15 protein-coding genes are annotated in these 18,290 nt (G+C 60.0%); 11 read left to right on the top strand and 4 right to left on the bottom strand.

Annotated elements, in window-relative coordinates; translation table 11 throughout:
* Positions 1 to 172: 172 nt before the first annotated feature.
* Positions 173 to 1,297, bottom strand: a complete 1,125-nt coding sequence (locus GHO03_RS14830; protein ID WP_153400137.1) for an IS481 family transposase — start codon at positions 1,295 to 1,297, stop codon at positions 173 to 175.
* A 352-nt stretch (positions 1,298 to 1,649) separates the two neighbouring features.
* On the opposite strand from GHO03_RS14830, the gene map reads away from it, so the two are divergent.
* From map to dapC, 3 genes are read left to right on the top strand one after another with little or no spacing between them, the layout of a single operon-like run.
* Positions 1,650 to 2,504 (top strand): type I methionyl aminopeptidase, encoded by an 855-nt coding sequence (gene map / locus GHO03_RS14825; protein ID WP_095001307.1) that lies wholly within the window; start codon positions 1,650 to 1,652, stop codon positions 2,502 to 2,504.
* Positions 2,505 to 2,559: 55 nt separating this feature from the next.
* The gene (locus tag GHO03_RS14820) at positions 2,560 to 5,262 is read left to right on the top strand and encodes a [protein-PII] uridylyltransferase (protein ID WP_095020566.1); all 2,703 of its coding nucleotides are present in this window, start codon (positions 2,560 to 2,562) and stop codon (positions 5,260 to 5,262) included.
* 26 nt (positions 5,263 to 5,288) lie between these two features.
* Positions 5,289 to 6,488: a succinyldiaminopimelate transaminase gene (gene dapC, locus GHO03_RS14815; protein WP_095001305.1), complete on the top strand. Its 1,200-nt coding sequence runs from the start codon at positions 5,289 to 5,291 to the stop codon at positions 6,486 to 6,488.
* A 105-nt stretch (positions 6,489 to 6,593) separates the two neighbouring features.
* Here dapC and GHO03_RS14810 read toward each other — a convergent pair whose 3' ends face one another.
* The gene (locus tag GHO03_RS14810; protein WP_095001304.1) at positions 6,594 to 8,240 is read right to left on the bottom strand and encodes a Na+/H+ antiporter; all 1,647 of its coding nucleotides are present in this window, start codon (positions 8,238 to 8,240) and stop codon (positions 6,594 to 6,596) included.
* A gap of 229 nt (positions 8,241 to 8,469) precedes the next feature.
* On the opposite strand from GHO03_RS14810, the gene GHO03_RS14805 reads away from it, so the two are divergent.
* The 4 genes from GHO03_RS14805 to GHO03_RS14790 are packed head-to-tail and all read left to right on the top strand — an operon-like array spanning position 8,470 to position 11,567.
* The gene (locus GHO03_RS14805) at positions 8,470 to 8,832 is read left to right on the top strand and encodes an ArsC family reductase (RefSeq protein ID WP_095001396.1); all 363 of its coding nucleotides are present in this window, start codon (positions 8,470 to 8,472) and stop codon (positions 8,830 to 8,832) included.
* A 35-nt stretch (positions 8,833 to 8,867) separates the two neighbouring features.
* Positions 8,868 to 9,902, top strand: coding sequence for a 2,3,4,5-tetrahydropyridine-2,6-dicarboxylate N-succinyltransferase (gene dapD, locus GHO03_RS14800; protein ID WP_153400136.1), 1,035 nt, complete (start codon positions 8,868 to 8,870; stop codon positions 9,900 to 9,902).
* Positions 9,903 to 9,960: 58 nt separating this feature from the next.
* Positions 9,961 to 11,166 (top strand): aminotransferase class V-fold PLP-dependent enzyme, encoded by a 1,206-nt coding sequence (locus GHO03_RS14795; RefSeq protein WP_095001302.1) that lies wholly within the window; start codon positions 9,961 to 9,963, stop codon positions 11,164 to 11,166.
* The gene (locus GHO03_RS14790) at positions 11,163 to 11,567 is read left to right on the top strand and encodes a SufE family protein (RefSeq protein ID WP_153400135.1); all 405 of its coding nucleotides are present in this window, start codon (positions 11,163 to 11,165) and stop codon (positions 11,565 to 11,567) included. Before GHO03_RS14795 ends, GHO03_RS14790 begins: the two co-directional genes overlap by 4 nt.
* A 121-nt stretch (positions 11,568 to 11,688) precedes the next feature.
* Here GHO03_RS14790 and tcdA read toward each other — a convergent pair whose 3' ends face one another.
* Positions 11,689 to 12,507 carry a tRNA cyclic N6-threonylcarbamoyladenosine(37) synthase TcdA gene (tcdA, locus tag GHO03_RS14785; protein ID WP_153400134.1) on the bottom strand — a complete coding sequence of 273 codons (819 nt, stop codon included), beginning with the start codon at positions 12,505 to 12,507 and terminating at the stop codon, positions 11,689 to 11,691.
* Between the two features lie 276 nt (positions 12,508 to 12,783).
* Here tcdA and GHO03_RS14780 point away from each other — a divergent pair, with 276 nt between their 5' ends.
* From GHO03_RS14780 to GHO03_RS14765, 4 genes are all read left to right on the top strand, one after another.
* Positions 12,784 to 15,375 carry a glycosyltransferase gene (locus GHO03_RS14780; RefSeq protein WP_095001299.1) on the top strand — a complete coding sequence of 864 codons (2,592 nt, stop codon included), beginning with the start codon at positions 12,784 to 12,786 and terminating at the stop codon, positions 15,373 to 15,375.
* 95 nt (positions 15,376 to 15,470) lie between these two features.
* Positions 15,471 to 16,622, top strand: coding sequence for a succinyl-diaminopimelate desuccinylase (gene dapE / locus GHO03_RS14775; protein WP_095001298.1), 1,152 nt, complete (start codon positions 15,471 to 15,473; stop codon positions 16,620 to 16,622).
* Complete coding sequence (locus tag GHO03_RS14770) at positions 16,622 to 17,431, top strand: putative RNA methyltransferase (protein ID WP_095018175.1); 810 nt, start codon at positions 16,622 to 16,624, stop codon at positions 17,429 to 17,431. The genes dapE and GHO03_RS14770 overlap by 1 nt, the downstream gene beginning before the upstream one ends.
* A gap of 80 nt (positions 17,432 to 17,511) precedes the next feature.
* Positions 17,512 to 17,889: a hypothetical protein gene (locus tag GHO03_RS14765; protein ID WP_095001296.1), complete on the top strand. Its 378-nt coding sequence runs from the start codon at positions 17,512 to 17,514 to the stop codon at positions 17,887 to 17,889.
* A gap of 127 nt (positions 17,890 to 18,016) precedes the next feature.
* On the opposite strand, the gene GHO03_RS14760 is transcribed toward GHO03_RS14765, so the two are convergent.
* Positions 18,017 to 18,226 (bottom strand): cold shock domain-containing protein, encoded by a 210-nt coding sequence (locus GHO03_RS14760; RefSeq protein WP_095001295.1) that lies wholly within the window; start codon positions 18,224 to 18,226, stop codon positions 18,017 to 18,019.
* Between the last annotated feature and the right edge of the window lie 64 nt (positions 18,227 to 18,290).

The following is an 18,290-nucleotide window of genomic DNA, read 5'->3' as shown; positions in this document are numbered from 1 at the left end:
GCGATGGGCCATGGATGGCCCGTGGCGGCGGGCCCACGGAGCAGAGCCGGAGCGAGGGAACCTGAGCGCAGCGAAGGTCGTACGATGGGGCGAGGACCTTTTGGTTCCTTTTGGGTCCCTCTGTACGGACCGGACACATGGTGGACACATGTGCGGGGACATGGTGGACACATTATGCCCCGTAGTCAGGTTTGCTCACGTCGAACGTTCTTAGAAAGTGATGGCAGAAGTAGACGTCAAAGAGTCCATCTCTTTCAGGGTTGGGCCGTATTGCGATGTGCTGCCCAACCAAGCCCTTGGCGATGCTGAAATAGCGTTTCTGAAAGCGAAATCGGCTGTGATAAACCTTGGCCAACACATCGTCCGGCCCGTACTCAAACTCCGATAACTGCTGCGGATAAGCCCAAGGGCTGGAGCGATATCGGTCCATCGGTACTTGGTAGTTCAACGCTTGATGAGGTCGTTGTAGGTTATAAACCTCCCGCCATCGATCGAACGCGGATTGAGCCTCCTGGATCGTGGAAAATTGACGCCCATCAAGCACTTCGGCCTTGAGAGAGCGGTGGAAGCGCTCGATCTTTCCATTGGTTTGAGGGTGGTAAGGGCGGCTGTAGCTGATCCGGATTCCCAAACGAATCAGCCAGATACTCAGCTCGGTGATTTCACCTGGATTGCGCGGTGAGCCCCATGGCGGGCCGTTATCAACATTGATACGAGCGGGTAATCCGAAGCGCTGGAATACCTCAACCAGCTTGTCCTTCACCGTAGCTCCACGCTCGTTATCACAAGCCTGAATAGCTAAATTGAATCGCGAGTGATCGTCCAACAGCGTCAGGGGATGGCATCGGCCTTCTTGCGTTGAGAAGTGCCCTTTGAAATCCATTTGCCACAGATCGTTGGGCGCATCGTGTTCAAATCTCAGCTTGGCCTCTTGCTCATTCGGAGCAGGCTGAATCAGTCCGTGCCTGTGCAGGACATTGGTCACGGTGCTGGGAGCGATCTGCTTTTTCAAGAGGGTGCTGATTGTGCGTCCACCCCAGGCTGGATGTTCTTGCCTGAGGGCTAAGACTTGCGCCTCCAAAACTGCAGAGGTCAGCTTGGGGCTGGTAGCCGGTTTGCGGGACTTCTCTTGCAGTCCCGACTGACCGTGCGCCTCGTAACGGTTAAGCCACTTGTAGGCCGTTTGCGGGCTGATGCCAAACCGTCGACACAGTTCTCGTTTATTGCTACCGGGTTGCCGTGCTAAGGCAACGGACTCTTCTTTCAGGCTCATGGCATCTCTCGTGTCCCAGGGCATGATGGCTTTCCGGCGAAGTTGGCTCGCCGAAAAGTGTCCACCATGTCCCCGCACACCCGTCAACCATGTGTCCGGTCCGTACAGGTCCCTCCAAAAGGGACTCGACGTAAGGTCGAAACCATAGTCTCAGTTAGACACAAATGCTGGATATGTACGCGCAATGCCATTTAAAACTACCGAGTACATACCTATTCGGCCTCACGAAGGGCGAAAAAATCAAAAGCGCGGGCTTCGGCCGCTTACCTTATTCGCGCGGGGCCTTGGAATAGAACCAGGATGCTCCTATCTATTAAGAGAAGCGATGGCTACAGGCCCACGACTAACGCCGACCGTCTGTTAGAATCGTACTTTTATGACGGCGTGCCGCGATTCACAGCACGCCCGCAATCCTGATGATGAGCGCCAACGCGCGAAGAGAGCCCGAATGACCGTCACCCTCAAAACCCCAGAGGACATCGCAAAAATGCGTATCGCCGGCAAACTGGCCGCCGAAGTCCTGGAAATGATCGCCGAGTACGTAAAACCCGGCGTCACCACTGAAGAGCTGGATCGCATCTGCCATGACTATATCGTCAATGTGCAAAAGGCCATCCCTGCCCCGCTCAACTATAAAGGCTTTCCCAAGTCGATCTGCACCTCGATCAATCACGTGGTATGCCACGGCATCCCGGGCGACAAGGTATTGAAGGACGGCGACACCCTGAACATCGACGTCACCGTGATCAAGGACGGCTACCACGGCGACACCAGCCGCATGTTCCACGTCGGCAAGGTTCCGGTATGGGCCGAGCGCCTGTCGCAAGTGACCCAGGAATGCATGTACAAGGCTATCGAAATCGTTAAACCGGGCTGCCGCCTGGGCGATATCGGCGAAGTGATCCAGAAGCACGCTGAAAAGAACGGTTTTTCTGTAGTACGCGAGTTCTGCGGCCACGGTATCGGCAAGGTATTCCACGAAGAGCCGCAGATCCTGCACTACGGCCGCGCTGGCACCGGTATGGAGCTCAAGGCCGGCATGACCTTCACCATCGAGCCGATGATCAATCAGGGCAAGGCCGACACCAAGGTGCTGGGCGACGGCTGGACCGCCATCACCAAGGACCGCAAGCTGTCTGCCCAGTGGGAACACACCCTGCTGGTCACCGACACCGGCTACGAAATTTTCACCCTGCGCAGCGATGACACCATCCCCCGCGTTTCGGCCTGAAACTTGCGTGTTTTCACCGTTTAGCCCGTAAAACCCAGCACAGGAATGCCAATCGATGCCGCAGGTGGATCCAGAACTTTTTGACCGCGGCCAGTTCCAGGCCGAGCTGGCATTAAAGGCGAGCCCCATTGCCGCTTTCAAAAAGGCGATCCGGCAGGCTCGGGAGGTACTCGACGAACGCTTCAAAAAGGGGCGTGATATTCGCCGCCTGATCGAAGACCGTGCATGGTTCGTCGACAACATCCTGCAACAGGCGTGGGACCAGTTCAGCTGGAGCGCTGAGGCCGACATCGCGCTGGTCGCCGTCGGCGGCTATGGCCGCGGCGAGTTGCACCCTTATTCCGACATCGATCTGCTGATCCTGCTGGACAACGCAGATCACGAAGTTTTCCGTGATTCCATTGAGCGTTTTCTGACACTTCTATGGGACATAGGCCTAGAAGTAGGTCAGAGCGTGCGCTCGGTGGATGAGTGCGCAGAGCAGGCCCGCGCCGACCTGACCATCATCACCAACTTGATGGAAAGCCGCACCGTGGCGGGCCCCGAGCATTTGCGTCAGCGCATGCTGGACGTCACCAGCACCGCCCACATGTGGCCCAGCAAGGAGTTTTTCCTGGCCAAGCGCGCCGAGCAAAAGGCCCGCCACCACAAGTACAACGACACCGAGTACAACCTGGAGCCTAACGTCAAGGGTTCGCCCGGCGGCCTGCGCGATATCCAGACCATTTTGTGGGTAGCCCGCCGCCAGTACGGCACCCTGAATTTGCGCGCCCTTGCCGGCGAAGGCTTTCTGGTAGAAAGCGAGCACGCCCTGCTGGCCTCGTCCCAGGAATTTTTGTGGAAGGTGCGCTACGCCCTGCACATGCTTGCCGGGCGTGCCGAAGACCGTCTGCTGTTCGACCACCAGCGCAGCATCGGCGAACTGCTCGGCTTTACCGGCGAAGACGCCAAGCAGACCATCGAAAATTTCATGCAGCAGTACTACCGGGTGGTCATGAGCATTGCCCAGCTCAGCGACCTGATCATCCAGCACTTCGAAGAGGTGATCCTCGCTCCCGAGGACGAAGCGCCGCCAACCCCGTTGAACTCGCGCTTCCAGTTGCACGATGGCTATATCGAAGCCACCAGCGACCACGTGTTCAAGCGCACCCCCTTCGCCATGCTGGAAATCTTCCTGCTGATGGCACAGCACCCCGAGATCAAGGGCGTGCGGGCCGACACCATCCGCCTGCTACGCGAACATCGCTACCTGATCGACGAAGATTTCCGCAAAGACATCCGCAACACCAGCCTGTTTATCGAACTGTTCAAGTGCAAGATCGGCATCCACCGCAACCTGCGCCGGATGAACCGTTACGGCATCCTGGGCCGTTACCTGCCCGAGTTTGGTTTTATCGTCGGGCAAATGCAGCATGACCTGTTCCACATTTATACGGTCGATGCCCACACCCTGAACCTGATCAAACACCTGCGTAAGCTGCAATACACCCAGGTATCGGAAAAATTCCCGCTCGCCAGCAAGTTGATGGCCAAGCTGCCCAAGCCCGAGCTGATCTACCTGGCCGGGCTGTACCACGATATCGGCAAGGGCCGCCACGGCGACCATTCCGAAATCGGTGCCGTGGATGCAGAAGCGTTCTGCATCCGTCATCAGTTGCCGCAGTGGGACACGCGCCTGATCGTGTGGCTGGTACAAAACCACCTGGTGATGTCCACCACCGCCCAGCGCAAGGACCTGTCCGACCCGCAGGTCATCCATGATTTTGCCCAGATTGTGGTGGACGAAACCCACCTCGACTACCTCTATGTGCTGACTGTCGCCGATATCAACGCCACCAACCCGACGCTGTGGAATTCCTGGCGCGCCAGCCTGTTGCGCCAGCTCTACACCGAGACCAAGCGTGCCTTGCGTAGAGGCCTGGAAAACCCGGTGGACCGCGAAGAACAGATCCGCCAGACGCAAAGTGCGGCGCTGGATATTCTGGTGCGCGGGGGTACCGACCAGGATGACGTGGAACAGCTCTGGTCACAGCTGGGCGACGACTATTTCCTGCGACACTCCTCTGCCGACGTGGCCCTGCATACCGAAGCCATCCTGCAGCAGCCTGCCGATGGCGGCCCGCTGGTGCTGATCAAGGAAACCACCCAGCGCGAGTTCGAGGGCGGCACGCAGATCTTCATCTATGCACCCGACCAGCACGACTTCTTCGCCGTGACAGTGGCCGCCATGGACCAGCTCAACCTGAACATCCATGACGCACGCATTATCACCTCCAGCAGCCAGTTCACCCTCGACACTTATATCGTGCTCGACAACGATGGTGGCTCGATTGGTAACAACCCGGCGCGTATCGAAAAAATCCGCAAGGGGCTGACCGAAGCCCTGCGCAACCCGGACGACTACCCGACCATCATCCAGCGCCGCGTGCCGCGCCAGCTCAAGCACTTTGCCTTTGCGCCCCAGGTCACGATCCATAACGACGCCCAGCGCCCGGTGACCGTGCTGGAGCTCAGCGCCCCCGACCGCCCGGGCCTGCTGGCTCGCATCGGAATGATCTTTCTGGAGTTTGATCTGTCGCTGCAGAACGCCAAGATTGCCACCCTGGGTGAACGCGTCGAAGACGTCTTTTTCATTACCGATGCAAACAACCAGCCGCTGTCAGACCCGCAGCTGTGCATGCGTTTGCAGGAAGCGATCGTCGAGCAACTGACGGTCAATCAGGATTCAACCCCAGAACCGTGGCGCCTGAGCATTTAACCGCCGCCGAGTGAGACCCGCACCCCATGAACAACGCTCTAAACCAGCTGCAGCCTTACCCGTTCGAAAAATTGCGCGCCCTGCTTGGCAGCGTGCAGCCCAACGCCGACAAGCGCCCAATCGCGCTGTCGATTGGCGAACCCAAGCACCGCTCGCCGGACTTCGTGGCCAAGGCACTGGCTGACAACCTCGACCAGATGGCGGTCTACCCGACCACCCTGGGCATCCCGGCGCTGCGCGAAGCTATCGCCGACTGGGCCGAGCGTCGTTTCAACGTGCCAAAAGGCTGGCTTGACCCGGCGCGCAATATCCTGCCGGTCAACGGCACCCGTGAAGCCCTGTTTGCCTTCACCCAGACCGTGGTCAACCGTGGTGACGACGCTCTGGTGGTGAGCCCGAACCCGTTCTACCAGATCTATGAAGGGGCTGCCTTCCTGGCAGGCGCTCAGCCGCACTACCTGCCGTGCCTGGCCGAGCATGGGTTCAACCCGGATTTCGACGCCGTATCCGTCGACACCTGGAAACGCTGCCAGATCCTGTTCCTGTGCTCGCCGGGTAACCCGACCGGTGCGCTGATCCCGCTTGAAACCCTGAAAAAACTGATCGCACTGGCCGACGAACACGACTTCGTGATCGCCGCAGACGAGTGCTACAGCGAGCTGTACTTCGACGAGAAGACACCACCGGTCGGCCTGCTCAGCGCCTGTGTGGCCCTGGGCCGTGAAGACTTCAAGCGTTGCGTGGTGTTCCACAGCCTGTCCAAGCGCTCCAACCTGCCGGGTTTGCGTTCCGGTTTTGTGGCCGGCGATGCCGACATCCTCAAGGCGTTCCTGCTGTACCGCACGTACCATGGCTGCGCCATGCCGGTACAAACCCAGCTGGCAAGCATTGCCGCCTGGAACGACGAAGATCACGTACGTAGCAACCGTGACCTGTATCGCGAGAAGTTCGATGCGGTGTTGGAGATTTTAACCCCGGTACTGGATGTGCAGCGCCCGGATGGCGGCTTCTACCTGTGGCCCAGGGTTGAAGGTGACGACGCCGAGTTCTGCCGCGATCTGTTTGCCCAAGAGCACGTCACCGTAGTGCCGGGCTCTTATCTGTCCCGCGAAGTAGACGGTTTCAACCCCGGCGCTGGTCGCGTACGCATGGCCCTGGTTGCGCCACTGGCTGAGTGCGTGGAAGCCGCCGGGCGGATCCGCGACTTTATTCAGCGTCGCGGCTAAACCGCCCCTGTGGGAGCGGGCTTGCTCGCGATGCAAGCGATGCGGTCTGCCAGACGAACCGCTGCGATGCCATCGCGAGCAAGCCCGCTCCCACATAAAGCTGGGTTATTTCACCGTTCCCAGGTTGGCCTCGCTCAAGTCCAGGTCCTTGAGGATTTCGCTCAGGGCGTCGTCGCCGATTTCGTGGTGACGGCGCAAGCTGTAAAGCTCCAGCCGCTGCGCCCGCAGTGCCTTGAGCCGCAAACGGCTTTCCAGCTGGTCCATTTGCGAAGCCAGTGCCTGGGCCTCCGCCGAGTCGTTGTACACCTCAAGCTGATGACGGTACTCAGACATGATCCGCGCCTTTAGCTCAGCCGCCAGAGCCGCCTGGGCCGCATCCTGCTGACCATCGGCCTCCACCACCTCTTCTGCTTCCAGCGCGTGAATCGCCGCTTCCGCAGTGCGTCGCCAGGCTTCGCGCACTTCTTTGCGCATGGCATCGTCCGGGCTTTTTGGAATACCGCGCAACAACACCGGCAAGGCGATGCAGGCTGCCACCAGCGACAGCAAAATCACCCCGGCAGCAATAAAGATCAGCAAATCACGCTCAGGAAAATTCAAACCCTCGCTGACCAGCAGCGGTACCGACATCACGCCCGCCAGGGTCACCGCACCGCGTACCCCGCCCACGGTCAGCAGCCAGCAGGAGCGGGCTGTCGGCACCATCGTCAGCTCGCCCTTGCCACGCCAGCGGCGCAACAGGCCGGACAGCCGCCAGATGCTTTGCACCCAGATGAAGCGCAGCGCCAGCAGCACCAGGAAAATCGCCACCACATCCAGGCAGCGATACATCAAGGTCGGCCATAGAGTCGTTTCGTGACTGACCACCGCCTTGATGATGTCCGGCAATTGCAGGCCCAACAGCAAAAAGATCAACCCGTTAAAGGCAAACTCCAACAGCGACCACACACTGCGATTAAGCAGGCGGGTGCTGGTCTGACGCGGCAACAGGTCCAGCCAGCTCTGCATCATCCCCGCCGCCACCGCCGACAGGATGCCCGAAGCACCCAAGCGTTCGGCCAGTACATAGGCGGCAAAAGGCAGCAGCAACATAAACACCACATGGGTGGCCGGGTCATCCCAGCCACGAGCGATCATCCACGCGCGCAAACGCCCCACCAGCCAGCTCAGGGCGACGCCAATGGCCAGCCCGCCACAGGCCACCAAGATGAAGGTCAGGCTGGCATTGGCCAGGGAAAACACCCCGGTAATGGCAGCCACCAGGGCGAACTTGAAGGTCACCAGGCCCGTGGCGTCATTCATCAGCGCCTCGCCTTGCAGCATGTGCATCAAGGGTGCGGGCAAGCGATTCTGTGCAATGGCCGATACCGCCACCGCATCAGTGGGTGACAGTACTGCTGCCAGGGCAAATGCCACCGGCAAGGGGATGGTCGGCAACAGCCAATGGATGAAATAACCCGCACCCACCACCGTAAACAAAACCAGCCCTACTGCCAGGGTCAGAATCGGCCCGCGCAGGCGCCAGAACTCACGCTTGGGCATGCGCCAGCCATCCGAGAACAGCAGCGGCGGCAAGAACAGAAACAGGAACAGCTCAGGTTCCAGCGCCACATGCAGGCCCAGTGTCGGCCAGGCCAGTACGGCACCGGCAGCAATCTGCACCAGCGGCAAAGGCAGAGGTATGACACGCCCCAACAGACGCGAAATCCCCACCAGCATCAGCAGGATAAGGACGGTATAGGCGGTTTGCATATCAGCAGAGTTCCCGAACGATCAGTTTTAAACTAAATAAATAGCAACAATTTCCCATTGCGCTCCATAGTAGCGTCTAACCGTAAAAGCCGAGCCTGAACAAAAGTAGCAGTGCGACGACATGTCACAAGTCTGTGCCAAGCTCGCAGCCAATCACGCCCAAGGGCGCTGCGCATGGCATAATCCGCGACTGCTCATTTACCGCATCTCCAAAGGGGGGGCAATTTCCGTGACCGATTCAAGCAAGACGTTGCACCTTTTCGGCATCAAAGCCTGCGACACCATGAAAAAGGCTCGCACCTGGCTCGATGAACATGCAGTGCACTACGATTTCCATGACTACAAAAGCAGCGGCATTGACCGTGAACACCTGACCCGCTGGTGCAATGAGCACGGCTGGGAAGTGGTGCTCAACCGCGCCGGTACAACCTTTCGCAAGCTCGACGACGAACGCAAAGCCGATCTCGACCAAGCCAAAGCCATTGAACTGATGCTCGCCCAACCCTCGATGATCAAGCGCCCGGTGCTCGATCTCGGTGACAAAACCCTGATTGGCTTCAAGCCAGATCTTTATGCGGCGGCCCTTCTGTAAGCGCCCGCCCATTTATTTTTGTAAGAGGTAATTGCATGTCTACTACCCTGTTCAGCGCAGCCTTCGGCGTCGGCACCCAAAACCGCCAAGGCGCATGGCTGGAAGTGTTCTACGCACAACCCCTGGTCAATCCATCGGCCGAGCTGATTGCAGCCATCGCACCGATTCTGGGCTACACCGGTGGCAATCAGGCAATCACCTTTACTACCGCCCAAGCCGCACAGATGGCTGAAGCCGCCAAACCGGTCGACGCCGCCCAGGCTGCCCTGCTGACCCGCCTGGCCGAAAGCCACAAGCCGCTGGTTGCCACCCTGCTGGCCGAAGACGCCACTCTGACCTCGACACCAGAGGCCTACCTCAAGCTGCACCTGCTGTCCCATCGCCTGGTCAAGCCCCACGGCCTGAGCCTGGCGGGCGTGTTCCCGCTGCTGCCAAACGTGGCATGGACCAGCCAGGGCGCCATCGATCTGGGCGAACTGGCCGAGCGTCAACTCGAAGCGCGCCTGCGTGGCGATCTGCTGGAAGTGTTCTCGGTCGACAAGTTCCCGAAAATGACCGACTACGTGGTTCCGGCCGGTGTGCGCATCGCTGATGCGGCGCGTATTCGCCTGGGCGCCTACGTCGGCGAAGGCACCACCGTGATGCACGAAGGTTTCGTCAACTTCAACGCTGGTACCGAAGGCCCGGGCATGATCGAAGGCCGTGTATCGGCAGGCGTGTTTGTCGGCAAAGGTTCGGACCTGGGCGGCGGTTGCTCGACCATGGGCACCCTGTCGGGTGGTGGCAACATCGTGATCAAGGTCGGCGAAGGCTGCCTGATCGGCGCCAACGCCGGTATCGGCATCCCGCTGGGTGACCGCAACACCGTCGAGTCCGGCCTGTACGTGACCGCAGGTACCAAAGTGGCCCTGCTGGACGAAAACAACCAGTTGGTCAAAGTGGTCAAGGCCCGTGACCTGGCTGGCCAGCCTGACCTGTTGTTCCGCCGCAACTCGGAAAGCGGCGCTGTGGAATGCAAAACCCACAAGTCGGCCATCGAGCTGAACGAAGCACTGCACGCTCACAACTAAGCGTCTGTCTGCAACTGACGGGGCCGGCTTCCGGCCTCGTCAACAGAGCCCGAACACCATGCTTTTGCCTTCTCCCTGGCGCGCTGACTTTCCCGCCATCGCCGCCTTGCAACGTCAGGACCAGACGTATCTGGACAGCGCTGCTACCACGCAAAAACCCCAAGCCCTGCTCGACGCACTGACGCATTACTACGCCAACGGCGCAGCCAATGTACACAGGGCCCAACATCTGCCGGGCGCCCACGCGACCCAGGCATTCGAAAACACCCGCCACAAAGTGACGCAATGGCTCAATGCCGGCGAGTGCGGGCAAATCGTGTTCACCCACGGCGCCACGTCAGCGCTGAACCTTCTGGCCTACGGCCTGGAGCACCAATTCAATACGGGCGATGAAATCGTTATCAGCGCCCTGGAACATCACGCCAACTTGCTGCCGTGGCAGCAACTTGCAAAGCGTAAAAAGCTGGCCCTGGTGGTACTGCCACTGGATGCCGACGGCGTGATCGACCTCGTGGCCGCCGCACGCCTGATCACCCCGCGCACTCGCCTGTTGGCCGTGAGCCAGTTATCCAACGTCCTTGGTGTGTGGCAGCCCCTGCCCGAACTGTTGGCGCTGGCCAGGGCACAGAATGCACTGACCGTGGTTGACGGCGCCCAGGGTGTTGTCCACGGTCGCCAGGACGTTCAGGCGCTGGGTTGTGACTTCTATGTGTTTTCCGCCCACAAGCTCTATGGCCCCGACGGGCTGGGCGTGCTGTTTGGCCGTCATGAAGCCCTGGCCCGCTTGCAACACTGGCAGTTTGGCGGCGAGATGGTGCAGGACGCCGACTATCAGCACGCCACCTTTCGCCCGGCACCGCTGGGATTTGAGGCTGGTACCCCGCCGATTGCCAGCGTGATCGGACTGGGGGCAACCCTCAACTATCTGGCCAACCTCAACCAGGGCGCAGTCCAGGCCCACGAAACAGCACTGCACCGATTGCTCGTCGAGGGTTTGCAGCAGCGCCAGGGCATTCGTCTGCTGGGCGCCCCGCAACTGGCCCTGGTCAGTTTTGTAGTCGAGGGCGTCCACAACGCCGATCTGGCCCATCTGCTGACCGAACAGGGGATTGCCGTTCGCGCCGGGCATCATTGCGCCATGCCACTGCTTAAAAGCCTTGGTCTGGCTGGTGCCATCCGTGTTTCGCTGGCGCTGTACAATGACTCAGAAGATCTGGAGCGTTTTTTCCTCGCCCTCGATCAGGCGCTGGAGTTGCTGCAATGACCCTGCCCGCCGACGCCCAGGCGGCGCTCGACAGCTTTGAGCATTGCACCGGCTGGGAACAGCGTGCACGCCTGCTGATGCAATGGGGCCAGCGATTGCCGGAACTCAGCGAAGCCGACAAAACCGACGCCAACCGGGTGCATGGCTGTGAAAGCCAGATGTGGCTGGTGGGTGAGCAGGTCGATGGCCATTGGCAGTTTGCTGCCAGCAGTGAAGCGCGACTGATTCGCGGGCTGGTGGCGTTGCTGCTGGTGCGGGTGAACGGCTTGACCACGCAAGAGCTGCTGCAGGTCGATTTGCCAGGATGGTTCGAGCAATTGGGGCTTAGCCGGCAGTTGTCGCCATCGCGCAGCAATGGGCTCAATGCGGTGCTGGTGCGGATGCGGGAATTGGCAGCCTGACCATTGCCGCCCCCTGTGGGAGCGGGCTTGCTCGCGATGCGGGCGATTCGGTTTATCTGAAACACCGCGCCGGTGCTATCGCGAGCAAGGCCGCTCCCACAGGCCAGGTCCGAGGCGAGCCTTATTCCTGTGGTGCAGGCTTTACCTTCTCCGAAGGCCGGCGCACGCCCGCCACGATCTTGTCCACCGCCTTGGTCGCCGCCACCATGCCGAAGGTGGCCGTCACCATCATCACTGCGCCAAACCCGCCAGCACAGTCCAGCTTCACCCCGTCACCGACAAAACTCTTCTGCAGGCAAATGCTGCCGTCCGGCTTTGGGTAGCGCAGCTGCTCGGTGGAGAACACACACGGCACGCTGTAGTGACGGGTCATAGTGCGCGAAAATCTATAATCGCGGCGCAAGGTCGAGCGCACCTTGGAGGCCAGAGGGTCATTGAAGGTACGGTTCAAGTCACAGACCTGAATCAGCGTCGGGTCAATTTGCCCGCCCGCGCCACCGGTGGTGATGATCTGTATCTTGCGCCGCTTGCACCAGGCAATCAGCGCCGCCTTGGCATTCACACTGTCGATGCAGTCGATCACGCAATCAATATCGGGGGTGATGTAGTCGGCCATGGTTTCGCGCGTCACGAAATCGGCCACCTCATGAACCTTGCAGTCAGGATTGATCTGACGCAGGCGTTCGGCCATCACCTCAACCTTGTCCCGACCAATGGTCGTACTCAAGGCGTGTAACTGGCGGTTGCTGTTGCTAACGCACACGTCATCCAGATCAAACAGCGAAATTTCGCCGACGCCGCAGCGCGCAATCGCTTCCGCTGCCCACGACCCGACGCCGCCTACACCGACGATCGCCACATGCGCCGCCTTCAGTCGCTCAAGGCCTTCCAGCCCATATAACCGGGCTACACCGGCAAAACGTGGATCTTCTGTACTCATGACCAACACCCCAAAAACCGGCGCGCATTATAGGGTTCTTACATTGCATTGAGTATCTTTCCTACAAGCTATGCGACCAAGCCTGCTTTAATAGCCTGCTACGGAAGAAGATAAGAGCTACAACTAATAAAGAAAGAACTTAAGTCGGCTGTAAGTGCCAAACGCCCGACTCAATTCCGTCCGCTATACGATTGGTCAAAGCACAGTGTAGGATGCGCGCCGTTTGGCACCCGCCGACCGATCTTCGTTCCACTCCCTTTGGAACCCGAAATAGTTATGTCATCGCGTAAATTTGGACTCAATCTGGTGGTGGTCCTGGCCATCGCCGCGCTCTTCACAGGCTTCTGGGCGCTGATCAATCGCCCGGTCTCTGCGCCCAACTGGCCCGAGCAAATCTCCGGTTTTTCGTACTCGCCGTTCCAGCAAGGCCAGTACCCACAGAAAGACCAGTACCCGACCGACGACGAAATGCGTCGCGACCTGGAAATCATCAGCAAGCTGACCGACAACATCCGGACTTACTCGGTTGACGGCACCCTGGGCGACATTCCCAAGCTGGCCGAAGAATTCGGCCTGCGCGTGACCATCGGGATCTGGATCAGCCCTGATCTGGAGCGCAACGAGCGGGAAATCCAGAAAGCCATCGAGCTGGCCAACAACTCACGCAGCGTGGTGCGGGTTGTGGTGGGCAACGAAGCCCTGTTCCGCGAAGAAATCACGCCCGAAGACCTGATCGTGCTGCTGGATCGGGTGCGCGCCGCGGTCAAGGTGCCGGTCACCACGTCCGAGCAATGGCATATTTGGGAAAAGTACCCGCAACTGGCCAAGCACGTTGACCTGATCGCCGCGCACATCCTGCCCTACTGGGAATTTATCCCGGTGGATAAGGCCGGCGAATTCGTCCTGGACCGTGCCCGCGACCTGAAAAAAATGTTCCCGAAAAAACCGCTGCTGCTGTCGGAAGTTGGCTGGCCGAGCAATGGCCGCATGCGCGGTGGCGCTGACGCTACCCCGGCCGACCAGGCGATTTATCTGCGTACGCTGGTCAATACCCTCAACCGCCGGGGCTACAACTATTTTGTGATCGAAGCCTTCGACCAGCCGTGGAAGGCCAGCGACGAAGGTTCAGTGGGCGCGTACTGGGGCGTGTACAACGCTGCCCGCCAGCAAAAATTCAATTTTGAGGGGCCGGTGGTGGCGATTCCACAGTGGCGCGTACTGGCCATCGGCTCGGTGGTCATGGGCCTGCTGTCGCTGGCACTGCTGCTGATCGACGGTTCCGCCCTGCGCCAGCGTGGCCGCACCTTCCTGACCTTTACCGCTTTCCTCTGCGGCTCGGTGCTGGTGTGGATCGCCTATGACTACAGCCAGCAATACAGCACCTGGTTCAGCCTGACTGTGGGCTTTCTGCTTGGCTTAGGTGCGCTCGGGGTGTTTATCGTGCTGCTCACCGAGGCCCATGAACTGGCCGAAGCAGTATGGATTCGCAAGCGGCGAAGGGAGTTTTTACCGGTAGAAGCCGACGATGCCTACCGTCCGAAAGTCTCGATCCATGTGCCGTGCTACAACGAGCCGCCGGAGATGGTCAAACAGACCCTCGACGCCCTGGCCAACCTCGACTACCCCGATTTCGAAGTGTTGATCATCGACAACAACACCAAGGACCCGGCAGTCTGGGAGCCGGTGCGCGATTACTGCGCCACCCTCGGCCCGCGCTTCAAGTTCTTCCACGTCGCGCCCCTGGCCGGTTTCAAGGGCGGCGCGCTGAACTACCTGATCCCGCATACCGCGCCGGATGCCGAAGTGATTGCCGTGATCGACTCTGATTACTGCGTGGACCGCAACTGGCTCAAGCATATGGTGCCGCACTTTGCCGACCCGAAAATCGCCATCGTCCAATCGCCACAGGACTACCGCGACCAGAACGAAAGCACCTTCAAAAAGCTCTGCTACTCCGAATACAAGGGCTTTTTCCATATCGGCATGGTCACCCGTAACGACCGCGATGCGATCATTCAGCACGGCACCATGACCATGACCCGCCGTTCAGTGCTCGAAGAACTGGGCTGGGCAGACTGGTGCATCTGTGAAGACGCCGAGCTGGGCCTGCGGGTATTTGAAAAAGGGTATTCCGCCGCGTATTCCCACAACAGCTATGGCAAGGGCCTGATGCCCGATACCTTTATCGACTTCAAGAAACAGCGATTCCGCTGGGCCTACGGTGCGATTCAGATTATCAAGCGTCACACCTCCAGCCTGTTGCTGGGCAAAGACACGGAGCTGACCCGTGGCCAGCGCTATCACTTCCTCGCAGGCTGGCTGCCATGGGTGGCCGACGGCATGAATATTTTCTTCACTGTCGGTGCCCTGTTGTGGTCGGCGGCAATGATCATCGTGCCAACGCGGGTCGACCCGCCACTGTTGATTTTCGCCATTCCGCCACTGGCGCTATTTGTGTTCAAGGTGGGCAAGATCATTTTCCTGTACCGCCGTGCAGTGGGGGTCAACCTCAAGGACGCCTTCGCCGCGGCACTGGCCGGGCTGGCGTTGTCCCACACCATCGCCAAAGCCGTGCTGTACGGGTTCTTCACCACCAGCATCCCGTTCTTCCGGACGCCTAAAAACGCCGATAACCACGGCTTTTGGGTAGCGATCTCGGAAGCCCGCGAAGAGGTGTTCATCATGCTGCTGCTCTGGGGCGCGGCTGTGGGGATTTTCTTCGTACAAGGCCTGCCGAGCAACGACATGCGTTTCTGGGTGGTGATGCTGCTGGTGCAATCGTTGCCGTATCTGGCAGCGCTGATCATGGCCTTTATGTCTTCGTTGCCTAAACCGGTCGAAGAAGCACAAGAGCAGCCCGCTGCATAAATCGACTGCAACCACTAAACGGCGGCCTCTGGCCGCCGTTTTGCTTTAAGATAACCGCCCTTTTGTGCCTTGTGTCCCGCTTCGGAGTCCCTACCATGACGGCCCACGCCGACCTTTCGCCGACCCTGCAACTCGCCTGCGATCTGATCCGTCGCCCTTCCGTGACGCCGATCGACGCTGACTGCCAGAAGCTGATGATGCAGCGCCTGGGCGATGCCGGCTTCATGCTTGAGCCGATGCGCATCGAAGACGTCGACAACTTCTGGGCCACCCACGGCAAACACGAAGGCCCGGTGCTGTGCTTCGCCGGCCACACTGACGTGGTACCGACCGGCCCGGTACAGGCCTGGCAGAACGACCCGTTCGACGCGCTGATCGATGAGCACGGCATGCTCTGCGGCCGTGGCGCGGCCGACATGAAAGGCAGCCTGGCAGCCATGCTGGTGGCCGCTGAACGCTTTGTCTGCGACTACCCGGACCACAAGGGCAAGGTCGCATTTTTGATCACCAGTGACGAAGAGGGCCCGGCCCATCACGGCACCAAGGCCGTGATCGAACGTTTCGCCGCACGTAACGAGCGTCTGGACTGGTGCATCGTCGGCGAGCCGTCGAGCACTTCCCTGGTGGGTGACGTGGTCAAGAACGGCCGTCGCGGTTCTCTGGGGGCCAAGCTCACCGTTCGCGGCGTTCAAGGCCATGTGGCCTACCCGCATCTGGCCAAGAACCCGATTCATCTGGCCGTGCCTGCGCTGACCGAGCTGGCCGCCGAGCATTGGGACAACGGCAATGCCTTTTTCCCGCCGACCAGCTTCCAGATTTCCAACCTCAACTCAGGCACAGGCGCGACCAACGTCATCCCGGGTGATCTGGTGGCGGTGTTCAACTTCCGCTTCTCCACCGAGTCCACCGTTGAGGGCCTGCAAAAGCGCGTCGCGGACATCCTGGACAAGCACGGCCTGGACTGGCACATCGACTGGGCGCTGTCCGGCCTGCCGTTCCTGACCGAGCCGGGGGCGCTGCTGGATGCCGTGTCGTCGAGCATCAAGCAGGTGACCGGTCGCGAAACCAAGGCTTCCACCAGCGGTGGCACATCCGACGGTCGCTTTATCGCGACCCTGGGCACCCAGGTGGTAGAGCTGGGGCCGGTCAACGCGACCATTCACCAGGTCAACGAACGGGTGCTGGCCAGCGATCTCGACGTGCTGACCGAAATCTACTACCAGACCCTGATCAAGTTGCTCGCCTGATGCTCGCCTGCCCGATCTGCTCCGAGCCGCTCAACGCGGCAGACAATGGTGTGGTGTGCCCTGCCGGCCATCGCTTTGACCGTGCCCGCCAGGGCTACCTGAACCTGCTGCCGGTGCAACACAAGAACAGCCGTGACCCTGGCGACAACCAGGCTATGGTTGAAGCCCGCCGCGACTTTCTTAACGCCGGGCATTACGCCCCTGTGGCCAAGCGCCTGGCCGAACTGGCCGCCGAACGCGCGCCGCAGCGCTGGCTCGACATCGGCTGTGGCGAGGGTTACTACACCGCGCAAATCGCCGACGCGCTGCCCAACGCCGATGGCTACGCGCTGGATATCTCCCGCGAAGCGGTCAAGCGTGCCTGTAAACGCAGCCCGCAACTGACCTGGTTGATCGCCAGCATGGCCCGCGTGCCACTGGCTGACGCCAGCTGCCAGTTCCTGGCCAGTGTGTTCAGCCCGCTGGACTGGCTCGAAGCCAAGCGCCTGCTCACCCCCGGTGGCGGCCTGATGCGTGTAGGCCCGACCCGCGGTCACTTGATGGAATTGCGCGAACGCCTGTACGACGAAGTCCGGGATTACGCCGACGACAAGCATCTGGCCCTGGTGCCCGAAGGCATGTCGCTACAGCACAGTGAAACACTGGAGTTCACCCTCAGCCTGAGCGAACCCCAGGATCGCGCCAACCTGCTGGCCATGACCCCTCACGGCTGGCGTGCCAGTGCCGAGCGGCGCGCCGAGGTCATCGAGCACCCCGAGCCTTTAGTGGTGACCGTGTCGATGCGCTACGATTACTTCGTACTTCAATAACCCATTTTACGGCCAGGGGCCCATGCCCTTGGCCCGACTAATCCGCGAATGGATTTTTCAGACACGCAGTGAGGACATCCATGCGCCAACCCGATATCGAGATTTACCTGAAAGAAGCCGTCACTTACAAAGACGTCGAAGCCTGGCTGGCAAACGTGCTGGGACCGTGCACGGAATGGAAAAAGAAAGGCGAAACCTGGAAGTGCATGGCCGGCAACGTGCCCGTAACCTGGATGCCAAAAGCTGTAGGCAAATGGAATAGCCTGTACCTGGACAGTGACCAGACGCCGTGGGAAGACGACATCGCCTGCGCCAAGGCTGCTTTTGAGGCATTGCACATCGAAGTGCGCTGCGCGCCGGGCAGCTGGGTTGAAGAACAGGGCGAGGCAGACGCCGACCGCTGGATCCGCATCAGCGAAGACGGCCAGGAAGAAATCACCTGGAAAACCGGTTCCTGATTCGGACCGGCCATAGATCCCTTGTGGGAGCTGGCTTGCCTGCGATGCGACCGACGCGGTGTCTATGTGCACATGCGCTGATGCAATCGCGAGCAAGCCCGCTCCCACAGGGAGGGCAAGCAGTGCCTTACAACCCCACTACATCCTCGGCTTGCAGGCCCTTGGCGCCCGAGACCTGGGTGTATTCGACCTGCTGACCTTCGGCCAGGCTGCGATGGCCTTCACCGCGAATGGCACGGTAATGCACAAACACATCAGCCCCGTCTTCGCACTGGATAAAGCCGTAGCCCTTTGCGTCGTTAAACCACTTCACATTGCCCGTTACACGTGCAGTCATGGAACATCCCCCCTTTTTATTATTGATCGGGCTCGTTAACTGGCCCTTTGAGAACTATCGTTTG

Source organism: Pseudomonas sp. FSL R10-1339, assembly GCF_009600545.1.
In the GTDB taxonomy this organism is placed as follows: Bacteria; Pseudomonadota; Gammaproteobacteria; order Pseudomonadales; family Pseudomonadaceae; genus Aquipseudomonas; species Aquipseudomonas bubulae.
Note: the sequence above shows the minus strand (reverse complement) of the source record. Positions and strands in the feature narration are given on the sequence as shown.

Bases quoted from the DNA above. Each gene is read 5' to 3' on its own strand.
- GHO03_RS14830 (WP_153400137.1), bottom strand. From the start codon at position 1,297: ATGCCCTGGGACACGAGAGATGCCATGAGCCTGAAAGAAGAGTCCGTT.
- map (WP_095001307.1), top strand. From the start codon at position 1,650: ATGACGGCGTGCCGCGATTCACAGCACGCCCGCAATCCTGATGATGAG.
- GHO03_RS14820 (WP_095020566.1), top strand. From the start codon at position 2,560: ATGCCGCAGGTGGATCCAGAACTTTTTGACCGCGGCCAGTTCCAGGCC.
- dapC (WP_095001305.1), top strand. From the start codon at position 5,289: ATGAACAACGCTCTAAACCAGCTGCAGCCTTACCCGTTCGAAAAATTG.
- GHO03_RS14810 (WP_095001304.1), bottom strand. From the start codon at position 8,240: ATGCAAACCGCCTATACCGTCCTTATCCTGCTGATGCTGGTGGGGATT.
- dapD (WP_153400136.1), top strand. From the start codon at position 8,868: ATGTCTACTACCCTGTTCAGCGCAGCCTTCGGCGTCGGCACCCAAAAC.
- GHO03_RS14795 (WP_095001302.1), top strand. From the start codon at position 9,961: ATGCTTTTGCCTTCTCCCTGGCGCGCTGACTTTCCCGCCATCGCCGCC.
- GHO03_RS14790 (WP_153400135.1), top strand. From the start codon at position 11,163: ATGACCCTGCCCGCCGACGCCCAGGCGGCGCTCGACAGCTTTGAGCAT.
- tcdA (WP_153400134.1), bottom strand. From the start codon at position 12,507: ATGAGTACAGAAGATCCACGTTTTGCCGGTGTAGCCCGGTTATATGGG.
- GHO03_RS14780 (WP_095001299.1), top strand. From the start codon at position 12,784: ATGTCATCGCGTAAATTTGGACTCAATCTGGTGGTGGTCCTGGCCATC.
- dapE (WP_095001298.1), top strand. From the start codon at position 15,471: ATGACGGCCCACGCCGACCTTTCGCCGACCCTGCAACTCGCCTGCGAT.
- GHO03_RS14770 (WP_095018175.1), top strand. From the start codon at position 16,622: ATGCTCGCCTGCCCGATCTGCTCCGAGCCGCTCAACGCGGCAGACAAT.
- GHO03_RS14765 (WP_095001296.1), top strand. From the start codon at position 17,512: ATGCGCCAACCCGATATCGAGATTTACCTGAAAGAAGCCGTCACTTAC.
- GHO03_RS14760 (WP_095001295.1), bottom strand. From the start codon at position 18,226: ATGACTGCACGTGTAACGGGCAATGTGAAGTGGTTTAACGACGCAAAG.